The following is a 21621-nucleotide window of genomic DNA, read 5'->3' as shown; positions in this document are numbered from 1 at the left end:
GCGACGTTCGGCTCAGCGGTCGCGGTAGCGCACGTTCGGCCGCGGATGCGGGGGCACATCACTCGTCGGCTGCGGCCGGCCGCGGCGGGGCGGCGGCTCGGCGACGCGCGTGCGTTCCGCGGTCCGAGTGCGCTCACCCGTGCGGGGGTAGGCCGCGGCGGCGGACACGCGAGGCGGGCGTTCGGCCACCTTGCCGCCCGTGCGGCGTGCCGCGCGGGCAGGTTCCGGCTCCGCGGACCGCTTGGCCGTCCCGGACCCGCGAGCGGCCGAATCGCCACGTTTGGAAGTCTTGGCGGCCTTGGTGGCCTCCGCACCACGTTTCTGGCCGCGCGAGCTACGCCGCAGGCTGTCCCCGGCGCCGGCTTCGCTCCGCGTGCGACGCGCACGTCCGGCGGCCGAGCGCGGATTCCAGCTGTCGCTGCCGCGCACGCGTTCCCGGCCGGGCCGCGCGGTGGTGTCGGCATTGCGGTACAGCCATACCCGCAGGGCGCCCACGCCCAGCACCAGGACCGTCGCCAGTGCCATGGTCGGGAATCTGTTCACCAACGGAATAGCCAGATTCAGCAGAATGTCCTTCACCGAGGTCGAGCTGTGCCCGGTCAGCTGCTGATAGGCCAGGGGGACGGCGATGAACAGCAGTAGCGGCGGCGTCACCATGGTGGTGAACAGACCGCGATAGCGCACCACGCATGCCGCGATCACACATCCGATGATGTAGAACGCGGCGAACACATGGGTCAGCTCCTTGCCGCTGTTTCCGGAGTCGATGAAGAATCCGATGAAAGTGCACGCCACCGCGATCAACACCGCGGCGCCGGCGGGGATGCCGGGCACCGACGGGACGATCGAGAGGTGCGAGGCGGGTACATCGGATCGCTCGCGTTGGGTAGCTGCCACGTAAAGCACACTATCTGCCGCGGCCGGAACGTGTGTCGAGGCCGGGCTGCTGCCGGAGTTACTCGTTGGTGTCCGAGAAGCCTACCGCGCGCGGCCACGACTGGACGGGAGCAATTGCCGGTACGGCGCGATCGCCGATATCGAGTTCGTGCAGCCGGCGCGCGGTGACCATCACGCGGGACTCGATCGAGGCCACTGTGTGGTTGAAAGCGTCTACGGCCTTACCGAGTTGGCTGCCCAGCTTGTCGAGATGGGTGCCCGTGGTGGCCAGCCGGGTATACAGCTCCCGGCCCAGTTGCTGAACGGTTGCCATGTCTCGGGACAGTGCTTCCTGCCGCCAGCCGAACGCGACCGTGCGCAGTAATGCGATCAAGGTCGTCGGTGTAGCAAGAATCACGTTGCGGCCGAAGGCGTATTCGAGAAGGCCGGAATCGGCGGTCAGCGCGGCGTCGAGGAACGGGTCGCCGGGGATGAACAGGACCACGAATTCCGGGCTGGGGTCGAAGGCCTCCCAATACGCCTTGCCGGCCAGCTGGTCGACATGTGCGCGCAGGTGTTTGGCGTGCCGGGCCAGATGGTCGGCGCGCCGGCGCGGATCGGTCTCCCCGGTGGCGTCCAGATAGGCCGTCAGCGGCACCTTGGCGTCGACCACCAGTTGGCGGTCACCGGCCAGCCGCACCACCAGATCGGGACGGATCAGGCCGTCGCGGCCGCTCGCGGTGACCTGCGTGTCGAAGTCGCAGTGTTTGGCCATCCCCGCCAGTTCCACGACCCGCTCGAGCTGGATCTCACCCCAGCGCCCGCGCACCTGCGGCGCCCGCAGTGCCGACACCAGCTCACCGGTCTGCGTGGACAGCTGCTGCGAGATCCGCTGCATCCCCGCGACCTGTTCGCGCAGCCCGGAGTAGGCGTTGATGCGATTGTGCTCGACCTGCTGGATGTGCTGGTTCAGATTGCCCAGCGCCTCGCGCAGTGGTTCGACCAGGGTGCCGATCGCCTGCGAATTGTGCCGTGCCGCATCGGCACTCGCGGCGCCGAGCGAGTGCCGCAGCAGCTGTTCGTTCTCCCGCAGCGCCGCGAGCTGAGCTTCGGCCGCGGCAGCCCGCTGCCCCGACCGGGCGGCATGCCCGAGCCACCCGAGGCCGGCCCCCGCACAGAACACCAACAACAACGCGAACAGCATCGATGCGGTCATGAGCCCGATAGTGCCCTATCCCACCGACAAGTTCGCGAATCCCGGCAATTCTCCAGCATCACCTCCTCGACACGCGGAAGCGATTCAACCTTGTCGGTGCGATGGCTTAGCCTCTTGCCACATGCGGATGCTGCATACCTCGGACTGGCACATCGGGCGCACCTTTCACGGTGTCGACCTGCTGGCCGATCAGGCGCGTGCGCTGGAGGCGGTGGCGGAGCTGGTGGCCGCGCAGCAGGTCGACGTGGTCGTGGTGCCGGGGGACGTCTACGACCGGTCGATTCCGAGCGCGGACGCGATCGCGGTGTGCAACAAAGGCTTCGAGGCCATCCGCGCCGCGGGGGCGACGATCGTCGCGACCTCGGGTAATCACGATTCGCCGACGCGGCTGGGCGCCCTGGGCAGCTTCGCCGCGGCCGGCGGACTGCATCTGCGGACGTCGGTGGCGGACGTGGACCGGCCGGTGATGCTCGCCGACGAGCACGGACCGATCGCCTGCTACGGCATTCCATATCTGGAACCCGAAATCACCCGCACGGAACTGGATGTGCCACAGGCGCGTTCGCACGCCGAGATCCTGGACGCCGCGCTGGCCCGTATCCGCGCGGACCGGCAACGCCGCGGTGATCCGCGAACCGTGGTGCTGGCACACGCTTTCGTGGTCGGTGCCGAGGCGACCGGTTCGGAACGTTCGATCGCGGTGGGCGGGGTGGAGACCGTGCCACTGAGCGCGTTCGAGGGCATCGACTACGTGGCGCTGGGTCATCTGCATTCGCCGCAGACGTTGTCGGAGTCGGTGCGCTATTCCGGCTCGCCGCTGCCCTATTCGTTCGCGGAGCGTTCGCATCGCAAGGCGGTATGGATCGTCGACCTCGACGCTGCCGGGCTGGTATCGGTGCAGCGGCACGATCTTCCGGTGGTGCGGGGGCTGCGTCAGCTGACCGGCGTGCTGGACGAGCTGCTGTCCGCCGCCGAATATGCCGATGCCGAGGGCGATTACGTCTCGGCGGTGCTCACCGATCACGCGCGCCCGGTCGATGCGCTGCGCCGGCTACGCGAGCGGTTCCCGCACGCGGTGCATGTGGAATGGACCCGCCCGGAGGCCAATTCGCAGTTGCGGTATCGCGAGCGGGTGCACGGCCGCCGCGACAGCGAGATCGCGCACAGCTTCCTCAGCGATGTGCGCGGTGAACCGACGGCGGGGGAGATGGCACTGATCGAGCAGGCACTGTCCGCGGCTCGGCGCGAACCCGTCGCCGAAGTGGCGGCGGCCTCGGCGGAGTTGTCGGCATGACCGGCGCCCGGGCGGGTGGCGCATGAGACTGCATCGGCTGGAGCTCACGGCCTTCGGGCCGTTCGCCGAGACGGCGCGGGTCGACTTCGACGAGCTGGGCGCCGACGGGCTGTTCCTGCTGCACGGTCATACCGGCGCCGGGAAGACGACGGTGCTCGACGCGATCGCCTTCGCGCTGTACGGCCGAGTGCCGGGGGCCCGCGGCGAGAGCAAACGCCTGCATTCCGACCACGCCGATCCGCAGACCGCGCCGCGGGTGGTGCTGGAGGCGACGCTCGGCGGCCGCCGATTGCGCCTGACCAGGTCGCCGGAGTTCGAGCGGCCGAAGAAGCGCGGCACCGGTATGCGGACCGAACAGGCCGCGGCGACATTGGAGTGGCTCGACGGGCGCGGACAGCATCTGTCCCGCATCCCCGATATCGGCGACGAGGTGAGCCGGCTGCTGGGGATGAGTGCCGATCAGTTCTTCCAGGTGGTGCTGCTTCCGCAGGGCGATTTCGCGCGGTTCCTGCGCTCGGACAACGAAGATCGCGAGAAACTGCTCGAGCGGCTGTTCGACACCGAACGCTTCGGCACGGCCGAACAGTGGCTGGCCCAGCGGCGGCGCGAAAGCGCCGCGCAACTGGACAATCACCGTCAGAGTGTCGATCGCCTGATCGCCCAGGTCGCGATCACCGCCGGCCTGGGTGCCACCGAAGCCGTCGGGCCGCTCGAGGCCGTGGAATGGTCACAGCAGCTCCTCGCGCAGGCTCGCACCGAGGCCGAGCGTTCCGCCACGGAATTGGCTCGCCGCCAGGAGGATTCGACGCAAAGGCACGCCGCTGCCGAGGAACACCGCCGGGTCCAGGAGCGTCGCGAACGCGCCGCCATCGCCCGCCGCCAACTCGACGAGTACACTGTCGGCGCGCCTCACCGCGATCGCGTCCAGGCCGATCTGGAGCGCGCCCGCCGCGTCGAACCGGTGGCAGCCGCACTCGCCGACGCCCGCACCGCCGCGGTAACCCTGCGCCGCCGCACCGACGACGCTCGCGACCTGGCCGAACGCCTCGCCGTCCGCCTGCTCGAACCCGAATCCGCTGAGCTTCCCGGAACAGTCTGGGCCGCAAGCGATCTCGCGGCAGCCGAATTGACGGACAGCGAGTTGGCCGAGGAACTGTCGGCCATTCCGGAGATCGTCCGCGCCGACGCCGACGAAGAGGGTGCCGCAGGCGAGGGCCGCCACGGTCTGGACTCGGTGGATTCGAGCGAGGGCAACAAATCCGCTGCGGAATCGGTTCCGACCGGCACGGCCGCCGACCACGGACACGTCGCGGGAGACGGCGCCGCGGCGTCGGCCGATGACGCACAGGGTGTCGAACCGAGCTGCTCCGGTGGAGCGCGTGCCTGCGAGCCCGAGGGGGCAGAAGACAGGCTTCGGGTACCGCCGGGCACGGTGGCGACCGACCACGGCGACGCCGAAGCACCCGAAACAACCCACGACGCAACGCTGTTCGCACTCTCTGTACCTCCACCGGAGCAGCACGATGCGGTGGACGAGCCGGTCGAATTGGAGTTGTTCTCCATCGACCTCGTCCGGCCCGCAACGGCGGCGTCGCGCGGTACCAGGACTCGCTCCGGCGCCCGCCCGCAGACCGAGCCCGGCCCGTCGGGCGAGCAGAAGATTCCCGAGGCGGTCGATGATGCCCCGGCCGACGACTCGCACACCGCGCCGGCCGGACCTGCTGTCGCAGCCGAGGCCGGGACGCCTGATGCTTCGACCGGTGCGACGGCCGCCCGCTCGAACCCGAGCTCGGTAAACAACAACCCGAGCTCGGCGGGCGTCGGTCTGAGCTCGGCGGGCGACGGCCTGAGCTCGGCCGACGACGGTCCGCGCTCGGCGGGCGACAACCCGCGTCCAGCGGATGACACTGTGCACACCACAACTCCGCGCGGTCTCGACGCCGCCGTACAACGGTGGTCGGCACATATCGGCTCTCTGGAAGAGGTCCGCGCCGACGCGGAGAACGCCGTGCGCCTGACCACCGAATTGGCCGGGCTACGAACGGAATACGCCGCCGCCGCGCGCGAGCTGGAACAGCTGGCGCAGCGCAGGGAGCAGTTGCCGCAGGCCATTCGCTCGGCCGAGGTGGCGTTGCGGGAGGCGGCGGAGGCACGGGCCGCGCTGCCGGGCCTGGAACGCGACTGTGAGCGCACGCGCGCCGCGGCGGAGGCGGCGGTCGAACTGATGAGTGCGCGGAAGGAATTGTCCACGGCCACCGAGGAATTCGAGCGTGCCCGCGCCGCTCATGCGGATGCGCGTGAGCGCACGCTCGATATTCGCGAACGTCGTCTCGCCGGGATGGCGGCCGAGCTGGCGGGCGCACTCGTCCCGGGGCAACCGTGCAGCGTATGCGGTTCCGGCGAGCATCCCGCCCCCGCCCGCCCCACCGCCGTCACCGTCGCGAAGTCCGACGAGGACGCGGCGGTGCAGGCCGAACGTGACGCCGAACAGCGGCGCGACCGCGCACTCACCCGCCGCACGGAACTGGAACGCCGGATCGAACTGCTCGCCGAACGCGGCGGCGACGGCGACCACGCGGAATTGGCCGCCGCCGTGAACGCGGCGACCGAGCGGTTCCGGTCGGCTCAGCAGAAGGCGAGCGCCGCCGCCGATCACACCGCCGAGGTGGAGCGGCTGCGCACCGCCGAAACCGACCTGCACACGCGCCTGCGGGAACTCGAAAGCCGGGGCAGCGCCGTACAGGAACGCATCCTGGCCGCCGATCGACGGCTGGCCGAACTCGCCGAGCGAGTCCGGGTCGCCGCCGGGGCCGACGGCACGGTGGAGCGCCGCCGCGCCCGCCTGGAAGCGCTCATCGCCGACGCGACGGATCTGCTGACCGCCCGCACCGACGCCTCCGTCGCCGGTGATCAGTTCGCCGACCTCGCCCGCCGCGTCGAACAGACCGCCCGCACCGCCGACCTGCAGGTCTCCGCCGAGCTGTACCCTGCCCGCGCCGCGTCCGACGCGCCCGACCACGCCGTGCTCGCGGCCTACGCGAAAGTCGTCGCGGACGCGACCCGGACACCGCAGCAGCAGGCCGAGATGGAGGCCGAGCTCGTCGCCGCCGACCGCTGTCGCGCCCACGCCGAAGCGGTTCTGGCCGAACCAGAGGTTCGGGCCGCGGCCGACGCCGAGGCGGTGGACCTCACCGAGGTCGAGGCGGCCGTGGCCGAGGCCCGCCGCGCACTGGACGCCGCGGTCGCCGCGCACGCCGAAAGCACCCGCCGCGTCGCCCAACTCGAGGAACTCGGCAGCCAGCTGTGGGCCGCGGCCGACCGCATCGCCCCCCTGCAGGAGGCGCACACCGAACTCGAGGGTCTCGCCGACGTGGTGGCGGGCCGCGGCGCCAACAACCGCCGCATGTCGCTGCGTTCCTATGTGCTCGCCGCGCGGCTGGAGGAAGTCGCGATCGCCGGCTCGGCACGACTGCGGCGGATGTCCGGTGGCCGGTACGAATTCGTCCATTCCGACGCGGCCGGTCCGCGCGGCCGCCGCGGCGGTCTGGGCCTGGATATCCGCGACGACTACACCGGCGCGGTCCGTCCGGCGAAAACCCTGTCCGGTGGGGAAACCTTCATGGCCTCGCTGTCTCTGGCGCTCGGCCTCGCCGATGTGGTCGCGGCGGAATCCGGCGGCCTGGTCCTGGACACCCTGTTCATCGACGAGGGGTTCGGCAGCCTCGACGCCGACACCCTCGACGCCGTGATGGGTGTGCTGGACGAATTGCGTTCGGGTGGACGGGTTGTCGGCGTGGTCAGCCACGTCGACGAGATGCGACAGCGCATCCCCAGCCGGCTCCATGTGATCCGGGAACCGACCGGCTCCCGGCTGCGGACGATCGTCGCCTGATCACCCGCGGCGCAAGCGGCTCCCCGATTCGCGCAGCGCCAGTAGTTCCGCGGCGTGCGGGTCGGGCACGGTGGCCGAGCTCGGGAAGTCGAACATCCGCACCTGCCGGTTCGTTCCGAAGGGCGCCCACCCCGGATCGCCGTCGGTCGCGAAACCGACCCAGGCCCGGTGGATTTCGTCGGCCAGTGGTTGCGGCGGATTCGGCCCGGTCAGCGGATGCGCCTCGGAGAGTTTGTCGAAGACGAACGGGATCTCCAGCACGTGACAGGCGCCGAGATCGGGAACCCCACTGCGCCAGCCGAATTCGTACACATACGTCGGCGCGCCGGCGGCGGCGTTGGCCGCCGCGATGCGCATCGAATCGTCGCGGAAGACCACGTCGGTGATCACCGCCGCGAACAGGTCGGCGGGTGTGGCCTGCGGTCGATGCTCGGCGTACACCTGCACCACGGCGGGATCGACACCGTAGCGGGACAGCACCGGACCCAGCGTCTGATCGGTGAGCGTGGCCGCGATGCCGGTCGGAAAGGTGAAGAACCGGAATTCCTCGGCCGTCCAGCCGATGAGCAACGGCATCGCATGGGCGGTGGAGCCGTCCAGCACATCGATCGGCCGGTCCTCGATGAGGTCACCGTCGATCACCGGGAAGAAGCTCAGAAGCCCGAGACCGTTGTCGATGATCGTGCGGCCCCACCGATTCGGATCGGGATTCGTGATCAACTCCAGCGCCACCGCGTCCTGCGCGGTCCGCAGCCGGTCCGGTCCGAGCTCGCCGAAGGCCGCCGCAGTCGGCTCGATTCCCAGTGTGCGAGCGAGGTTTTCGGCGACCTTGACCGCGTCGTCGGCCGCGGCGACGGCGGATCCGTTGCCGCTCTGCACGATCGCGCGGCGGAACAGGCCGCGCGCCGGCGCGGTGGTCAGCAGATCGACCACACTCATTCCGCCCGCCGATTCGCCGAAGACGGTCACATTGTCGGGGTCACCGCCGAACGCCGCGATATTGTCTCGCACCCAGCGCAACGCGAAGATCTGGTCGTGCAGCCCGCGGTTGAGCGGGGCGCCGGGCACGGCGGCGAAGCCGGAGATCCCGAGCCGATAGTTGATCGACACCACCACGACCCCGTCGCGGGCGAAGGTACTTCCGTCGTACATGGTCCGGGCGTTCGAGCCGCGGGTGAAGGCCCCGCCGTGAATCCAGACCATCACCGGCAGACCGGAGCCGCCGACCTCGGGCGTCCACACGTTGAGGTTCAGATACTCGTCCCCGGGCAATCCGTCGCTGCCGATCAGGGCGTGGATCGGCGCGGGATACTGCGACTGCGCACAGGTCGCCCCGTAGGTCAGCGCATCGCGCACGCCGTCCCATTCGGGAACCGGCCGGGGCAGGTCGAACCGGGCCGGGCCGACGGGCGCCGCCGCGTAGGGAATGCCGAGGAATGTGCTCACCGCGTTCTCGGTGGTGCCCCGGACCTTGCCACCGGTGACCGACACGATCGTATCCATGCAGAACTCCTTCGTCGTTCCGCATTCTGCCCGTCGAACCGGTGGTTCGACACCAGTTCGGGCGCCGGATCCGGAGAGGTGGGCGCTCAGCGGGCGAGACGGGCGCTGTCCTCCGCCGCCCGCTCGTGGGCGAGCAGCCAGCGTTTACAGCCCAGCCCCCAGCGGAAGCCGCCGAGCGAGCCGTCCGTCCGCAGAATCCGATGGCACGGCACGAAGAGGGCGGCGGCATTGCGCGCGCAGGCGTTGGCGGCGGCGCGAATGGCCTCCGGGCGGCCGGACCGAAGAGCGAAGGCGGTATAGGTGATCGGCGCGCCGGCCGGTACCGCTCGCAGGACCGACCAGGCGTGTTCGAGGAACGGCCCGGACACCTGCCGGACCACCACCCCGTCGATGGCATCCAGCTCGCCCTGGTGATACCGCTCGACGGTGTCGGTGAGCTCGTCGAGGGCGTCGTAGCGGCGCAGCGCGTCCGGCCGCAACCGCGGATGGATGAGACCGCGCAGCCCCTCCGCGTCGGCGGTCCAGCCGGAGGCCAGCACCGCGCCGTCCGGATCGGAGATGACCGTGAACGGTCCGATCGGGGTGGGGACGGTCGCGTAGTCGGCGGTGCTCATCGCCGCGCGCCCAGATACGCGGTGCGCCGGCCGGCCTCGGCGGCGAGCCCGGTGCGCGCGGCGTCGCCACGGCGGTCGAGCGTGGCCCGTGCGGGGGCGGGCCGGGTGGTGTCGTCGCGGCCGGCGGGGTATCCGCCGGTGCGTCCCAATGCCGCCCGCGTGGTCGCGGCGCCGGCCACCGCGGTGCGTTCGGAGAGCGCGCGCTTCCACAGATGCATCGACAGATACGACCGCCACGGCGCCCATCGCGACGTGTCGGTGAGATCGATGCCGTACTGGGCCGCGCCCTGCCGGACCACGAGATCGGTATGCAGCAGGATGTCCGGGTCGGCGAGCAGCCGCATCGTCACGTAGTCGGCCGTCCACGGGCCGACCCCGTCGAGGGCGAGCAGATCACGGCGTACGTCGGCGGCGGTCCGCCCTGCGTGCAGTCGCAGGTCACCGGAGGCGAGGGCACGGGCGGCGCCCACGATCGAGGCGGTCCGCCGGGCCGGTCCGGTCAGGACGTCGGCGCCCCGTTCGGCGATGGCTTCGGCGGTGGGGAAGAGTCGCGGCATCGGGCCGTTGACGTTCTCGCCCAGCGCGTCGACCAGGCGGGCGGTGTGCGTGGTCGCCGCCGACACCGAGATCTGCTGTCCGATCATGGTGCGCAGCAACAACTCCGAGCCGTCCAGGCAGCCCGGTACCCGGATGCCCGCGCCGATCGCCGGCGCACCGGGCCCGAAGCCCTCGGTGAGTGCGGCATCGATCCCGACCGGATCGGCGTCCAGGTCGAGCAGGTGCCGGATCCGCGCGACGGTCGGCGCCAGATCGCGCATATCGTGCAGCGCCAGGCTCGCCCGCACATGGCCGGGGTGAATACTCGCGCGCACCGTGGCATGTCCGTGCGGGGTACGCAGGCTGCGCGTGTACACGCCGTCCTCCCAGCTCTCCAGCCCGGGGACCGCATGCGCGGAGAGGAACCATTCGAGCCAGCTCGCATCGAGCGGTTCGCGATAGGGCAGGCGCAGGGTGAGGGCGCCGTTGGTGGCGGGCAGGGTGTCGCCGCGCAACCGCCGCGCCTCCTCGCGCAACACGGTCGGACTCACCACGAACACCTCGCGCACGGTGTCGTTGAACTGCCGGATGCTGGCGAAGCCGGCCGCGAAGGCGATGTCGGACATGGGCATTCGCGTGGTCTGAATGAGCAGCCGGGCGGTGTGAGCGCGATGGGCGCGAGCCAGGGCGAGCGGACCGGCGCCGAGTTCGGCGGTGAGTACCCGGGTCAGCTGCCGCTGCGAATAGCCGAGCTTGTCGGCCAGGCCGGGGACGCCGCTGCGTTCGATCACTCCGTCGGCGATCAGTCGCATCGCCCGCGCGGCCAGATCGGCGCGGGTGTTCCACAGTGGTGAGCCGGGCGCGGCATCGGGCAGGCACCGGCGGCAGGCGCGAAAGCCGTTCTGCTGCGCGGCGGCCGCGGTGGGGAGGAACGTGACATTCGTACGCTTCGGAGTGATAGCAGGACACGATGGCCGACAGTAGATTCCGGTGGTGCGCACCGCCGTGACGAATTGCCCGTCGAAACGGGCATCGCGGGTGGCCACCGGTCGATAACAGCGCTCGAAGTCCAGACCGTTCACACTCACGCAGTCCACCTTGTCAGCCCGAGGCCGCCCGCGCTAGCGGGAATCAGACAACTACCCCGGATAGCCAACGTTTCAGCGACATAGCTATCTGCTATCGGTTATCCGCTCGGTGAGAGCAACCGGATATAACCGCCGCAAACGGCCTATTCCGCAGCGTCGCAAGGAATTCGGGCCGGCTGGAGCGGGGAGGTGAGGGGTGGACTGCTGGGCGAGCTCAGCAGCACCGGGTTCCGGGGTTGCGATCGGCCGCCGCGTGCCGCTCGCGCCAGTATTCACTCTCGGTCGGAATCGGCCGATCGGGATGCCGGCGCCGCAGATGTTCCACATATCGCGGGTAGTCCTGCCCGCCGAGCACCGCGTTCATATAGCGGGCTCCCGCCCGGACCGCACGCAGCGGCGCCCGCAGTACAGCGCCGGTCCGGCGGTGCGTCTTCGCCGTGGCGGCGGACGGACTCGGCGCGGCCGCCGCTGCCACGCCGAAATCCTCGAATTCGCTTGCTAAGAAGCCGGTTCCGGCGTCGATGCGGTCGTCGTGCCGGGGACCTTCGCCGCGCCCGCGCGCTCGTGTTCCGCCCATTCGCGCTGCACCTCCTTCTCGGCCTTCGTCGTCAGGAAACCCGACGGCCCGAAGATCTTCGACGGCACCTCCGGAGTCTCGGTGGTGGCTCCACCACCGCGGCGCACCGCTCGAAGGCACACGATCACTCCGACCGCCGCCACGATCAACACCAGCACCGCGAAAATGATCGACAGTGAGCCCTGGATGAACGTGTTCCGCACGACCTTGTCCATATCGGCCATGCTCTTGGCCGGCGCGAGCACCTTCCCGGCGTCACGAGCGTCGCTGTAGATGCGGTGCTGGGTCCAGTAGCCGATGTTCTTGTCGCCGGAGAAGATCTTCTGCCACGAGGCCGTCATGGTGACGATGAGATCCCAGATCAGCGGCAGCGCCGGAATCCAGGCCCACTTCCACAGCCTCTTCTTCATCACGATCACCAGAACCACCGTCAGCGCGACCGCGGCCAGCAGCTGATTGGCGATACCGAACAGCGGATACAACGTGTAGATACCGCCGAGCGGATCGGTCACGCCCATCAGCAGCACCGAACCCCAGGCCGCGACCACGACGAACGTGCACAGCCAGGCCCCGGGGCGCCAGGAGGGATCCTTGAATTTGCGCGCCGGACCGCCGAGGTTGCCGAGTGTGTCCGACAGCATGAAGCGCGCGACGCGGGTGCCGGCATCGATGGTGGTCAGGATGAACAGCGCCTCGAACATGATCGCGAAGTGGTACCAGAACGACTTCATCGCGGCGCCGCCGATGAAGTTGTGCATCACCTCGGCCATCCCGACGGCCAGGGTGGGCGCGCCGCCGGTGCGGGAGTAGATCGCCTGTTCGCCCACGTCGTGAGCGGCCTGGTTCAGCTCGTTCGGTGTGATCGGTGTCCCGCCGAGCCCGAGGGCGTTCACCTTGTCGGCGGCGGCCTGTGCGCTGGTGAGGCCGCCGGTGTTCATGGCGAAGTACAGATGCTGGTCGAGGATGCTGGCGGCGATGATCGCCATCACCGCGACGAACGACTCCATCAGCATGCCGCCGTAGCCGATCATCCGTGCCTGCGACTGCTTTTCGAGCAGTTTCGGCGTGGTGCCCGAGGAGACCAGCGCGTGGAATCCGGAGAGCGCACCGCAGGCGATGGTGATGAACAGGAAGGGGAACAGGCTGCCGGCGAACGCGGGACCCTTGGAGTTCCCGGCGAACTGGGAGACCGCGGGCGCGTGCAGCACCGGCATGGTGATCACCACGCCCAGCGCCAGCAGCACGATGGTGCCGACCTTCATGAACGTCGACAGATAGTCGCGCGGCGCCAGCAGCAGCCACACCGGCAACACCGACGCGATGAAGCCGTAGATGATCAGCATCCACGCGATGGTGGTGCCCGAAAGGGTGAACAGGTCACGGCCCCAACCGGATTCCGACACCCAGCGCCCGGAGACGATGGCCAGCAGCAACAGCACGAAGCCGACGATCGAGATCTCACCGACCTTGCCCGGCCGCACATAGCGCAGGTACAGGCCCATCAGCAGCGCGATCGGAATCGTCATCGAAATCGAGAACACACCCCACGGGCTGCCGCCGTGCAGCTGCCCGTCGGCCCCCTTCGTCGCCGCGAGCGCGTTGACCACCACGATGCCCAGGACGGCCAGCAGAATCACCATGATCACCAGCACCGCGATCAGCGCCGCGACACCGCCCACCACGCCGAGTTCGTCGCGGGCCATCTGCCCGAGACTGCGGCCGCGGCGCTTCACCGACGCCCACAGCACCAGATAGTCCTGGACGGCCCCGGCGAGCACGACGCCGATCACGATCCACAGCGTGCCCGGCAGATACCCCATCTGCGCCGCGAGAACCGGCCCGACCAGCGGCCCGGCGCCGGCGATGGCGGCGAAGTGGTGGCCGAACAGGACCCGCCGGTCCATCGGCAGGTAGTCGGTGCCGTTCTCCAGTTCCTCTGCCGGAGTGGCGGTGTCGTCGCGCGGCTTGGTGATCTTCCATTCGATCAGCCGGGCGTAGAACTGGTAGGCGATGATGTAGGTGCATACCGCCGCGACGACGATCCATACCGCGTTGACGTTCTCGCCGCGGGCGACGGCGAGAATCGCCCAGGCGACCGCACCGAAGACGGCGACGGCCGCGAAGATCGCCTTCTTGGCGGGCGTGATCGGCCGGCGGTCGATGATCCCTACGGGAGGCAGCTCCGGCTCGGTTCGGAGGTATTCGATGGTCGCCATGCGAGCTACTCTCCCGTGCTGGTCTAGGTCCGATCGGCAACGAACTCCCGGCCGGACATCAGGTGGAACTGACTCAAGGTAGCGGAATCCCGCCGAATCGGGCGAGCCCTCCCTGGTATCCGCACCCCGTTCAGGAACTGTTCACCGGACCGGATCCCCGGCGTCCGGGACTGAACCGCAGGTGGCCGCACTCTGGGTGTCGCGATTCTTCCGCCGGCAGGCGAGGTGTTCAGTGCGGAGCAGGCTGCACAGTTGGCCGGTCAGCACCTTCCCCGCCTCGCTCGATCCGGTGCCGTGGTCGAGTACACCCTCCGCGGGCACCAAGGCTTCGGCTTCGAGGTGCTGGTAGGCGGTTGCCTGGATCGCGGCCGAGAAGTTTCGGCCGAGGAGGGCGCCTTCGTTCGTCTGTTCGAACGCTGTCAGCGCCGCATCGGCACCTCACATGGCTGCCCTCGGGCCTTCCTCGGGGGCACCGACAGTGCTAGTCGGGCGGGACGGCCGATGAATAACGACGGCCCAGGGTTCGGATGTGGTCCACGAGTTCCGGCGGTTCGTCGACGCGGAAGTCCATCATGAGCATGCTCAGGTAGATCGCGATCGTCTCCAAAGTGTCCGCGCCGGTGTACAACACACACGATCGCGCGTCGACGGGTTCCACCACACCGACGGCCGGATTGATGCGCGCGATCACGGTATCGGCCGGAGCCAGGACCGTGACCCGGGCGTGGACTCGCCAACCGGCCGTGGCGATTTCCCGCATGACGAAGGCCACCAGATCGTCATCGGGCAGCGCGCGGGCCGCGAAGTGGTGGGATCCGGTCGCGACGTTGCGGACGGCCGCTACGGGAAGCGCTCGCCAGCAATGGGTTTCGAGATCGTATGCGACGAGATACCACCGGCGTTGCCAATTGATCAGCCGATACGGCTCCAGGCGCCCGCCGTCGGTGTCCAGGACTCGGGTACCGCGAATCGCCGACGCGATAGTGGCGAGAGTCTGCGCCGGCACGGGCGCATCGGGTTCGCGCGAGCCGGTCGTCGCGGGTCCGATCTCGGTGGCCGTACGCAGCGCTGTCACCTTGCGCTGCAACCGAACCGGCAGGATCCGCTCCAACTTGGCCAGCGCCCGCGCCACGTTCTCGTCGATATCCGCGATCCCGGTGGACCCGTCCTCCGCGAGGCCGATCGCCACCGCCACCGCGACCGCCTCGTCGTCGTCGAGCAGCAGCGGCGGCATCGTCTTGCCCTGACCGATCCGATAGCCGCCGACCGCGCCGCGTTCGGCATGGACCGGATAGCCCAGTTCCCGCAGCCGTGCGATGTCCTGCCGCAGGGTCCGATCGCTCACACCGAGCCGTTGCGCCAGCTCTCGACCGGTATAGGTGCGGTCCTGCAACAGCGACAGCAGGCGCAGCACCCGGGTTGTGGTGGAGGTCACATCGAAGCCTTTTCGGGCGGCGAATTATTAGGAAGAAAACGAGCCTAATAGCCGCATAGTCTGAGGTCAACGCCGAAAACCAAGAACGAAAGGCTCCCCGATGAACGCCACCTCCGTTGCTCCCGCCGCCGCTCTCGCCCCGGTCTGGCGGGACGTCGTCGCCGACTCCTACAGTGCTCTCGCCGACGCGGTCGCCGGAATCGGCGCCGCCCAGTGGGACCTGCCCACCCCGTGCTCGCAGTGGACCGTCACCCAGGTGGTCCAGCACGCCGCCGGTGATCAGCTCGCCTTCGCCGCCGCTCTCGGGGTGGGCGCCGGTCCCGGCTACGACCCCTTCGCCCCCTCCGGCTCGCTCGACGGCAGCGGCGCGGAGCTGATCTCCGCCGCCCTCGACCAGACCGCCACCGCTTGGGCCACCGTCAGCGACGACACCGAAACCGTTCCCACCCCGCTCCCGCACGGCGCCCTCCCGACCCCCGTCGCCGCCGTCATGGCCGCGCTGGATGCCGCCGTCCACGCCTGGGACATCGCGATCGCCACCGGCCGGCCGTCCCCGCTGACCGACACTCTGGCCACCCATCTCCTCACTGCCGCAACCGATCTGATCGAACCGCTGCGCCAGTGGGGCGCCTACGCTGCCGTGCTCGATGCCGAGCCCGGCGACACCGCCGTCGACACCCTGCTGCGCTACCTCGGCCGCGACCCGCGCGCCTGATTCTGCCGGTTGTTCTGCGTGAGAACGGGTTTCGTGCCGCCGCATGCTGGTCGGCGCGAAACCCGTTCATAGTCGCCGGAAGGGTTGCGGAAGGCTGCTATTCGTTCCCCTGCTGGTCCAGCACGCGGGTCAGCAGCTTGACCAGGCGTTCGCGCTCCGGCGTCGTCAGCTCGCCGAATATCTCGTCCTGGGCGGTGGTCAACATGGCGTCCAGTTCGTGTAGTCGTCGCTCGCCTGCCGCGGTGAGGGTGATGAGATTGCGCCGGCGGTCGTCCGGATCCGGCTCCCGCGCAACGTATTTCCGCGCCTCCAGCTCGGTCAGCATGGCGTGCGTATCGCTGCGGTCGATCCGGCACCGCCGGCCGATCGCCACTTGGCTGGCGGGCCCGAACTCGTCGAGTGCGGCCAGAATCGCGAAATGGTAGCCGCGGGCGCCGACCGCCGACATGGCTTCTCCGATATGCCGCTGGGCGAGTGCGGCGGTCTTGCTGACCAGCCAGCTCGGTTTGCCGCGCAGGCGTGCGGGCGTGTCGTCCATGCGTGAAGTCTAGCGGATTCGTTGGACGAGCCAACGAATGTGGGGTAGCGTCGTCTGGGTAAACCGTTGGTAGGTCCAACGATTATCGAAGGTGGAGAAGATGTTGCTCACGCTGGATGAAGCGCACGCCCTCAGCACTCGGATACGCTCTCGCGCTGGGGAATTGGGTGCGCGGGTGACGGTGGCCGTCGTGGACGAGGGTGGACACGTGCGAGTGCTGGACCGGATGGACGGTGCGCCACCGCTGTCGGCCCGGATCGCTCCCGCGAAGGCGGCCGGGGTCGCCCTGTTCCATCGCGACGGCGCTGAACTGCAGCGACTCCAGGCGGCGTGGCCCGCACTGTTCGACCGAGTCGATCAGCTGTCGCCGACGCCGATCGTGGTGGGCGCGGGCTCTCGGCTGATCCGTCGCGACGGTGTCGTGGTGGGTGCGGTCGCGGTGAGTGGCGGTCGGCCCGAGCAGGACGACGAATGCGCCGAGTTCGGGCTGGCTCTTGCCCGGCCGACCCCGGACGCGGTGTAGCGGAACGCCGACGACTACCAGAACATGTGCAGGTGTCTCGATCAGGCTGTGTGCGAACGGAATTCGTGCCAACGCTGCACGGCGACCTGCACGGCCTCTTCGTCCTGTGTCGCATGAGCGCCCGAAGCGCCGGCCGCTCCGAGAATCACACCGTTCTCGGTGACGAGCACGCCTCCTGCGAACGGAATGTAATCACCGTCGTAGAGATGCTGAATGCTGTCGACGATCTCACCCGGCAAGGGCAGCTGTCCCGACGGATGCAGTGTCGACAGTGCGGTGCGCGCCTTGGCCACCGCGAGGCGACTGGTCATCGGCATCCCCCCGTCCGCCCGGCGCAGCGCGATGGCCTCACCGCTCACATCGGTAACCGCCACCGCCAGCGGCGGAAATCGACGTTCGGAGGCCACCGCCAGCGCGGCGGTCACCAGCCAATCGGCATCCGCCAAGCCCAATCCGGGAAGTCGAGGGATCTGCGCCATGGGACGACCTTAGCCGGGTGCCGCCACCGCGTGCGCACTACGGTGTGGATCGTCGAATCGCTTGCGGCAGAGCATATCTGTGCGAGGCTTGTAGGGGGCAATTCATCGGGCACTGTGAGTAGGCCGGCTCGGTTCCTGCGGTCGATGGCTGTCGACAGGTAGGTTGACGGCATGCCCATCGACGATCTTCCGGCCGAGGTCGCGCGCAGTGTGGGGCTGTTCCTCACGGCCGTCGACGAATTGTCGCCGGGTTTGATCACCGGCTTCTATCTGGTCGGTTCCGTCGCGTTGGACGATTTCCATGCCCGCGGTGCCGGGCGAGGGCGGCTCACCACAGCGAGCGATATCGACTTCGTCGCGGTGACCGATCAGCGCGTCGAGCCGGACTCACCGGAGATGGCAGCCTTGGCCGAGGCTCACGGCCGCACGGTTCGCGCCGCACCGCGGCCGAATTTCGATGGCGCCGTTCTGAACTGGATGGATCTCGCAGCAGGGCCGCTCGAGTGCCCCGATGTTCCCTGCGCCCAGGAAAGCCGGTTCACCGCCTGCGGTCGCTCAGGCATCAACCCGGTGACGTTCTGCGAGCTGGCCTGGCATGGGATCACGGTTCGCGGCCCGCAACCGGGCGATACCGAGGTGTGGGCCGACCGAACGGCTTTGCGTGACTTCACCGTGGACAATCTGCACAGCTACTGGCGGTCGTGGTGGGAACGCTCGCGGAGAGCGCATCCGCGCTCGCTCGCCGTGGGGCTGACCCCGTGGTTCCCGGTATGGGCAGTGCTCGGGGTGAGCCGCCTTCACCATGTGCTCGCAACCGGAACGATGGCCTCCAAGTGCGGTGCCGGGCGTCACGCGCTGCAGACGTTCGACCCGCATTGGCAGCCGATCATCGCCGAGAGCCTCCACCTCCGCACCGACGGTGCCGAGGGGTGCCGCTCCTACCGCAATCCGCTCGCACGCCGCCGTGACACTCTCGCGTTTCTGGATGCGGCGATAGACAGTGCGCTCGCGCTGCCCGCCATTCTGTGAGCGGTGGTCGCGCACAGGTGGCAGATCGTCCGGGGCGGACCACGAGGCGCGCGCGGGCGTGGTGGCCGCGGCTTCGCCGTCCCGCGAGGCATTCGCTCGGGCGGGCGGGCCGCGGTACTCCGTCCAGTGGTCGCGACCTGGGCAGATTCGGTCGCCGAACGTGCGCCGCGTAGACTCTTGCACTCGTGAGTCTCACCCTCGGTATCGTCGGCCTGCCCAACGTCGGAAAGTCGACGCTGTTCAACGCGCTGACCCGCAACGACGTGCTCGCGGCGAACTACCCCTTCGCCACCATCGAGCCGAACGTCGGCGTGGTGCCGCTGCCCGACCCGAGGCTGGACAAGCTCGCAGAGATCTTCGGCTCCGAGCGCATCGTCCCAGCGACGGTGTCGTTCGTCGACATCGCCGGCATCGTCAAGGGCGCCTCCGAGGGCGCGGGCCTGGGCAACAAGTTCCTCGCCAACATCCGCGAAGCCGACGCCATCTGCCAGGTCGTGCGCGTCTTCGCCGACGACGATGTGGTCCACGTTGACGGCAAGGTCGACCCGCTCAGCGATATCGAGGTCATCGAGACCGAGCTCATCCTCGCCGACCTGCAGACCCTGGAGAAGGCGGTCGTCCGCCTCGACAAGGAAGCCAAGGTCAAGAAGGACCGCAAGCCGGTCGCCGACGCCGCCAAGCAGGCGCAGGAATTCCTCAACGAGGGCAAGACCCTGTACGCGGTCCGCGACAAGCTCGACGCCGACCTCCTGCGCGAACTCTCGCTGCTGACCACCAAGCCGTTCCTCTACGTCTTCAACGCCGACGAGTCGGTCCTGACCGACGAAGCGCGCGTCGCCGAGCTGAAAGCCGCAGTCGCCCCGGCGGATTCGGTCTTCCTCGACGCCAAGGTGGAAGCCGAACTCCTGGAGCTGGACGCGGAGTCCGCCCTCGAGCTGCTGGAATCCATCGGCCAAACCGAACCCGGCCTCCACGCCCTGGCCCGGGCCGGCTTCCACACCCTCGGTCTCCAGACCTACCTCACCGCCGGCCCGAAAGAAGCCCGCGCCTGGACGATCCATCAGGGCGACACCGCCCCCAAGGCAGCCGGCGTCATCCACACCGACTTCGAACGCGGCTTCATCAAGGCCGAAATCGTCGCCTACGACGACCTGGTCGAAGCCGGCTCCATGGCCGCCGCCAAGGCCGCCGGCAAGGTGCGGATGGAAGGTAAGGACTACGTCATGCACGACGGGGATGTAGTCGAGTTCCGCTTCAACGTGTAGGGCGCCTGGGAAGAAGTGGGGCAGCGCGTGTATAGCTACTGGTAGAGGGGGCTCGGCCGAGCCCCACAGCGGGACTCGGGCCACCCGGCGTGACAGTAGATATCGGTGATATCGTCATGGTAAGTCAATTCAAACCCGAACATTCGATCCCTTGCATCTATCGCGCCTGCATGAACCATTCCTTGACAGTGGTAAGGACGAGATTGCTGCTATCGGCCTTTATGTCACCATAAAAGGAAAGTCTATACATTCCTCCGCCGCGGTTGATCTGCAGGTTAGGTCGGGTGTCGAATGCTCCATCGCGCAGCTGCATTGAGATGGCTTCGATATTCTTTCCTGGATACTTTATCGAGATCTTCTTGCGTGCATCAGAAGCTCATAGAATAGTCGAACATCTACACTTCAAGAGACTAGTATCGAAATCCTTCGAGCCAGTCGCCTTTTAGCATATGCCTGGGGATGTAGTCTGATTCGACCTCGATTGCAACTTCCATGTCGTATCCAATGCAGGCTATAGCAAGTGGGGCCAGGGCAATTGCTCCCGTGGCGTCGTCAAAGCGCTCAATATCCGATGTCCAGTAGACATTGTGAAATTCTAATGCATCTTTCAGTGCTTCATTGAAGGGACTTTCGCCTTTGAAGATCAAAGAATAGAAGAGATGCACAGGCGGATAAAGAATCGTTTGAAGGTAACCTTCCGAAACGAAACGAACTGCCTCAGGATATGACGCCTCCATTGCTCTCTGGAGACGAGACGCCAAGCCGTCACCTCGAAGCCAAAACGTTTGCAGAACATCTACCCAAAGATAGACGAACTCATCTTCCCGACTAGCCGCTCGAAGCCTGTCGACCGGGATTTTGCATAGCATGGTCATTCTAGCTTGATCTCTGCAGATAACAGCGAGATAGAAAGCGCTTAGCCAATTCGAAGCACCAGCGAATGTCCGTGCGCTGATCATTGGCAGCGTTCTAGTCTGATCCAGAATGAATAACTCAATCGCATCGCCATTATCGCCGGTTACTTCAAAAATCGCCGAGCCCACCTGCAAAGCTATTGCAGCCGACGCGCACGTCGCAAAATATTCGGCATCCCGATCCGTCCAGAAGCTCAAATACATCGCCCGGAGGGCTGCCTCGAACGTCAGGCCGATAGAATCCGGCATATCTTCGAGGGAACTTACGCGCATGGCAAGGTCGGACCGGGCTTCCTGAGCTCGCACTTCATCCGTATTTCCTGGATGCCCATGATGAGCGACCATGACGGTCACGGCGTACCACCTTTGCTACGATCGTATTCCCGTACATCAGCCCGAGTACGAGGAAAATGGCAACTATGTCGGGGTCAGTGTGCCCCTTCGGCTTCGGTAGCAGTCGGCCCGCCCCCTCATCTTCGTTCGGCTACTGTGCACTGGCGACGTTCGGCCGGCGGGCTCAGATGACCCCTGCCCGTTGATCTTCCGCTGCGCCGCGCTGGCCGGTTCGGTCAGCGCGACTCGCGGCATTACAGGACAGTGGCGTCGATGGCCCATTTCATCGATTCGCCATCAAGAACTGTTGGGCACCAACCCGATCGGGGCGGGTCGGCGATCTCCCATCGGTAGCGATCCCCCAAGACATCTGCTCGATACCCCGCCACAGCCACCTGGCCGTACTCATCTCGATTCGGTCCCATTCCCGGTGGCCGCAATGCCATGGCCGACTACCGTGGAGCTCGGCGATGGCAAATCCGTTGCGCTGGTGTGGATGTAGACCTACTCGCCGTAGTGCATCAGCACGGACACTGACGTGGAACGAATACGGTGGTGGAGGCCCGCCGTGTTTACT

At 67.9% G+C, this 21621-nt stretch carries 17 protein-coding genes; 6 read left to right on the top strand and 11 right to left on the bottom strand.

The window, feature by feature from the left end; translation table 11 throughout:
• Positions 1 to 12: 12 nt before the first annotated feature.
• Complete coding sequence (locus tag NA3_RS17220) at positions 13 to 897, bottom strand: DUF6542 domain-containing protein (RefSeq protein ID WP_062964676.1); 885 nt, start codon at positions 895 to 897, stop codon at positions 13 to 15.
• A gap of 58 nt (positions 898 to 955) precedes the next feature.
• Complete coding sequence (locus NA3_RS17215) at positions 956 to 2092, bottom strand: DNA recombination protein RmuC (RefSeq protein ID WP_062964675.1); 1137 nt, start codon at positions 2090 to 2092, stop codon at positions 956 to 958.
• Positions 2093 to 2213: 121 nt separating this feature from the next.
• Here NA3_RS17215 and NA3_RS17210 point away from each other — a divergent pair, with 121 nt between their 5' ends.
• Positions 2214 to 3386: an exonuclease SbcCD subunit D gene (locus NA3_RS17210; protein ID WP_062964674.1), complete on the top strand. Its 1173-nt coding sequence runs from the start codon at positions 2214 to 2216 to the stop codon at positions 3384 to 3386.
• 22 nt (positions 3387 to 3408) lie between these two features.
• Positions 3409 to 7278, top strand: a complete 3870-nt coding sequence (locus NA3_RS17205; RefSeq protein ID WP_062964673.1) for an AAA family ATPase — start codon at positions 3409 to 3411, stop codon at positions 7276 to 7278.
• Here NA3_RS17205 and NA3_RS17200 read toward each other — a convergent pair whose 3' ends face one another.
• The 6 genes from NA3_RS17200 to NA3_RS17170 form a co-directional block, all read right to left on the bottom strand.
• Positions 7279 to 8781, bottom strand: a complete 1503-nt coding sequence (locus NA3_RS17200; protein WP_062964672.1) for a carboxylesterase/lipase family protein — start codon at positions 8779 to 8781, stop codon at positions 7279 to 7281.
• An 86-nt stretch (positions 8782 to 8867) separates the two neighbouring features.
• Positions 8868 to 9395, bottom strand: coding sequence for a methylated-DNA--[protein]-cysteine S-methyltransferase (locus NA3_RS17195; protein WP_062964671.1), 528 nt, complete (start codon positions 9393 to 9395; stop codon positions 8868 to 8870).
• Positions 9392 to 11029, bottom strand: a complete 1638-nt coding sequence (locus NA3_RS17190) for an AlkA N-terminal domain-containing protein (RefSeq protein WP_084491635.1) — start codon at positions 11027 to 11029, stop codon at positions 9392 to 9394. Before NA3_RS17190 ends, NA3_RS17195 begins: the two co-directional genes overlap by 4 nt.
• Positions 11030 to 11234: 205 nt before the next feature.
• Positions 11235 to 11495 (bottom strand): YbdD/YjiX family protein, encoded by a 261-nt coding sequence (locus tag NA3_RS38650; RefSeq protein ID WP_308189588.1) that lies wholly within the window; start codon positions 11493 to 11495, stop codon positions 11235 to 11237.
• A 23-nt stretch (positions 11496 to 11518) separates the two neighbouring features.
• Positions 11519 to 13813, bottom strand: coding sequence for a carbon starvation CstA family protein (locus NA3_RS17180; protein ID WP_062964670.1), 2295 nt, complete (start codon positions 13811 to 13813; stop codon positions 11519 to 11521).
• Between the two features lie 481 nt (positions 13814 to 14294).
• Complete coding sequence (locus tag NA3_RS17170; protein WP_062964668.1) at positions 14295 to 15248, bottom strand: helix-turn-helix transcriptional regulator; 954 nt, start codon at positions 15246 to 15248, stop codon at positions 14295 to 14297.
• Between the two features lie 100 nt (positions 15249 to 15348).
• Between NA3_RS17170 and NA3_RS17165 the strand changes: the two genes are divergently transcribed.
• The gene (locus NA3_RS17165) at positions 15349 to 15963 is read left to right on the top strand and encodes a TIGR03086 family metal-binding protein (RefSeq protein ID WP_062964667.1); all 615 of its coding nucleotides are present in this window, start codon (positions 15349 to 15351) and stop codon (positions 15961 to 15963) included.
• 97 nt (positions 15964 to 16060) lie between these two features.
• Here the strand turns inward: NA3_RS17165 and NA3_RS17160 are convergent, their stop codons facing one another.
• Positions 16061 to 16501, bottom strand: coding sequence for a MarR family winged helix-turn-helix transcriptional regulator (locus tag NA3_RS17160; RefSeq protein ID WP_062964666.1), 441 nt, complete (start codon positions 16499 to 16501; stop codon positions 16061 to 16063).
• Between the two features lie 100 nt (positions 16502 to 16601).
• On the opposite strand from NA3_RS17160, the gene NA3_RS17155 reads away from it, so the two are divergent.
• The gene (locus NA3_RS17155) at positions 16602 to 17024 is read left to right on the top strand and encodes a GlcG/HbpS family heme-binding protein (protein ID WP_128145565.1); all 423 of its coding nucleotides are present in this window, start codon (positions 16602 to 16604) and stop codon (positions 17022 to 17024) included.
• 41 nt (positions 17025 to 17065) lie between these two features.
• Here the strand turns inward: NA3_RS17155 and NA3_RS17150 are convergent, their stop codons facing one another.
• The gene (locus tag NA3_RS17150; RefSeq protein WP_174561088.1) at positions 17066 to 17503 is read right to left on the bottom strand and encodes a GlcG/HbpS family heme-binding protein; all 438 of its coding nucleotides are present in this window, start codon (positions 17501 to 17503) and stop codon (positions 17066 to 17068) included.
• Positions 17504 to 17674: 171 nt separating this feature from the next.
• On the opposite strand from NA3_RS17150, the gene NA3_RS17145 reads away from it, so the two are divergent.
• Both NA3_RS17145 and ychF read left to right on the top strand, forming a co-directional pair.
• Positions 17675 to 18532, top strand: coding sequence for a hypothetical protein (locus NA3_RS17145; protein WP_062964663.1), 858 nt, complete (start codon positions 17675 to 17677; stop codon positions 18530 to 18532).
• 185 nt (positions 18533 to 18717) lie between these two features.
• Positions 18718 to 19797: a redox-regulated ATPase YchF gene (ychF, locus tag NA3_RS17140; protein WP_062964662.1), complete on the top strand. Its 1080-nt coding sequence runs from the start codon at positions 18718 to 18720 to the stop codon at positions 19795 to 19797.
• Between the two features lie 410 nt (positions 19798 to 20207).
• On the opposite strand, the gene NA3_RS36055 is transcribed toward ychF, so the two are convergent.
• Positions 20208 to 21056 carry an immunity 49 family protein gene (locus NA3_RS36055; RefSeq protein ID WP_227995622.1) on the bottom strand — a complete coding sequence of 283 codons (849 nt, stop codon included), beginning with the start codon at positions 21054 to 21056 and terminating at the stop codon, positions 20208 to 20210.
• Between the last annotated feature and the right edge of the window lie 565 nt (positions 21057 to 21621).

The organism is Nocardia africana NBRC 100379, assembly GCF_001612635.1.
In the GTDB taxonomy this organism is placed as follows: domain Bacteria; phylum Actinomycetota; class Actinomycetes; order Mycobacteriales; family Mycobacteriaceae; genus Nocardia; species Nocardia africana.
The sequence above is the reverse complement of the archived record's forward strand: the minus strand, read 5'-3'. Positions and strand labels throughout refer to the sequence as shown.

What these genes read in the sequence shown, in the direction of transcription:
- NA3_RS17180 (WP_062964670.1), bottom strand. Translation starts at nt 13,813, where the DNA reads ATGGCGACCATCGAATACCTCCGAACCGAGCCGGAGCTGCCTCCCGTA.
- NA3_RS36055 (WP_227995622.1), bottom strand. Translation starts at nt 21,056, where the DNA reads ATGGTCGCTCATCATGGGCATCCAGGAAATACGGATGAAGTGCGAGCT.
- NA3_RS17145 (WP_062964663.1), top strand. Translation starts at nt 17,675, where the DNA reads ATGCCCATCGACGATCTTCCGGCCGAGGTCGCGCGCAGTGTGGGGCTG.
- NA3_RS17155 (WP_128145565.1), top strand. Translation starts at nt 16,602, where the DNA reads ATGTTGCTCACGCTGGATGAAGCGCACGCCCTCAGCACTCGGATACGC.
- NA3_RS17200 (WP_062964672.1), bottom strand. Translation starts at nt 8,781, where the DNA reads ATGGATACGATCGTGTCGGTCACCGGTGGCAAGGTCCGGGGCACCACC.
- NA3_RS17205 (WP_062964673.1), top strand. Translation starts at nt 3,409, where the DNA reads ATGAGACTGCATCGGCTGGAGCTCACGGCCTTCGGGCCGTTCGCCGAG.
- NA3_RS17165 (WP_062964667.1), top strand. Translation starts at nt 15,349, where the DNA reads ATGAACGCCACCTCCGTTGCTCCCGCCGCCGCTCTCGCCCCGGTCTGG.
- NA3_RS17195 (WP_062964671.1), bottom strand. Translation starts at nt 9,395, where the DNA reads ATGAGCACCGCCGACTACGCGACCGTCCCCACCCCGATCGGACCGTTC.
- NA3_RS17150 (WP_174561088.1), bottom strand. Translation starts at nt 17,503, where the DNA reads ATGGCGCAGATCCCTCGACTTCCCGGATTGGGCTTGGCGGATGCCGAT.
- NA3_RS17160 (WP_062964666.1), bottom strand. Translation starts at nt 16,501, where the DNA reads ATGGACGACACGCCCGCACGCCTGCGCGGCAAACCGAGCTGGCTGGTC.
- NA3_RS17210 (WP_062964674.1), top strand. Translation starts at nt 2,214, where the DNA reads ATGCGGATGCTGCATACCTCGGACTGGCACATCGGGCGCACCTTTCAC.
- NA3_RS17215 (WP_062964675.1), bottom strand. Translation starts at nt 2,092, where the DNA reads ATGACCGCATCGATGCTGTTCGCGTTGTTGTTGGTGTTCTGTGCGGGG.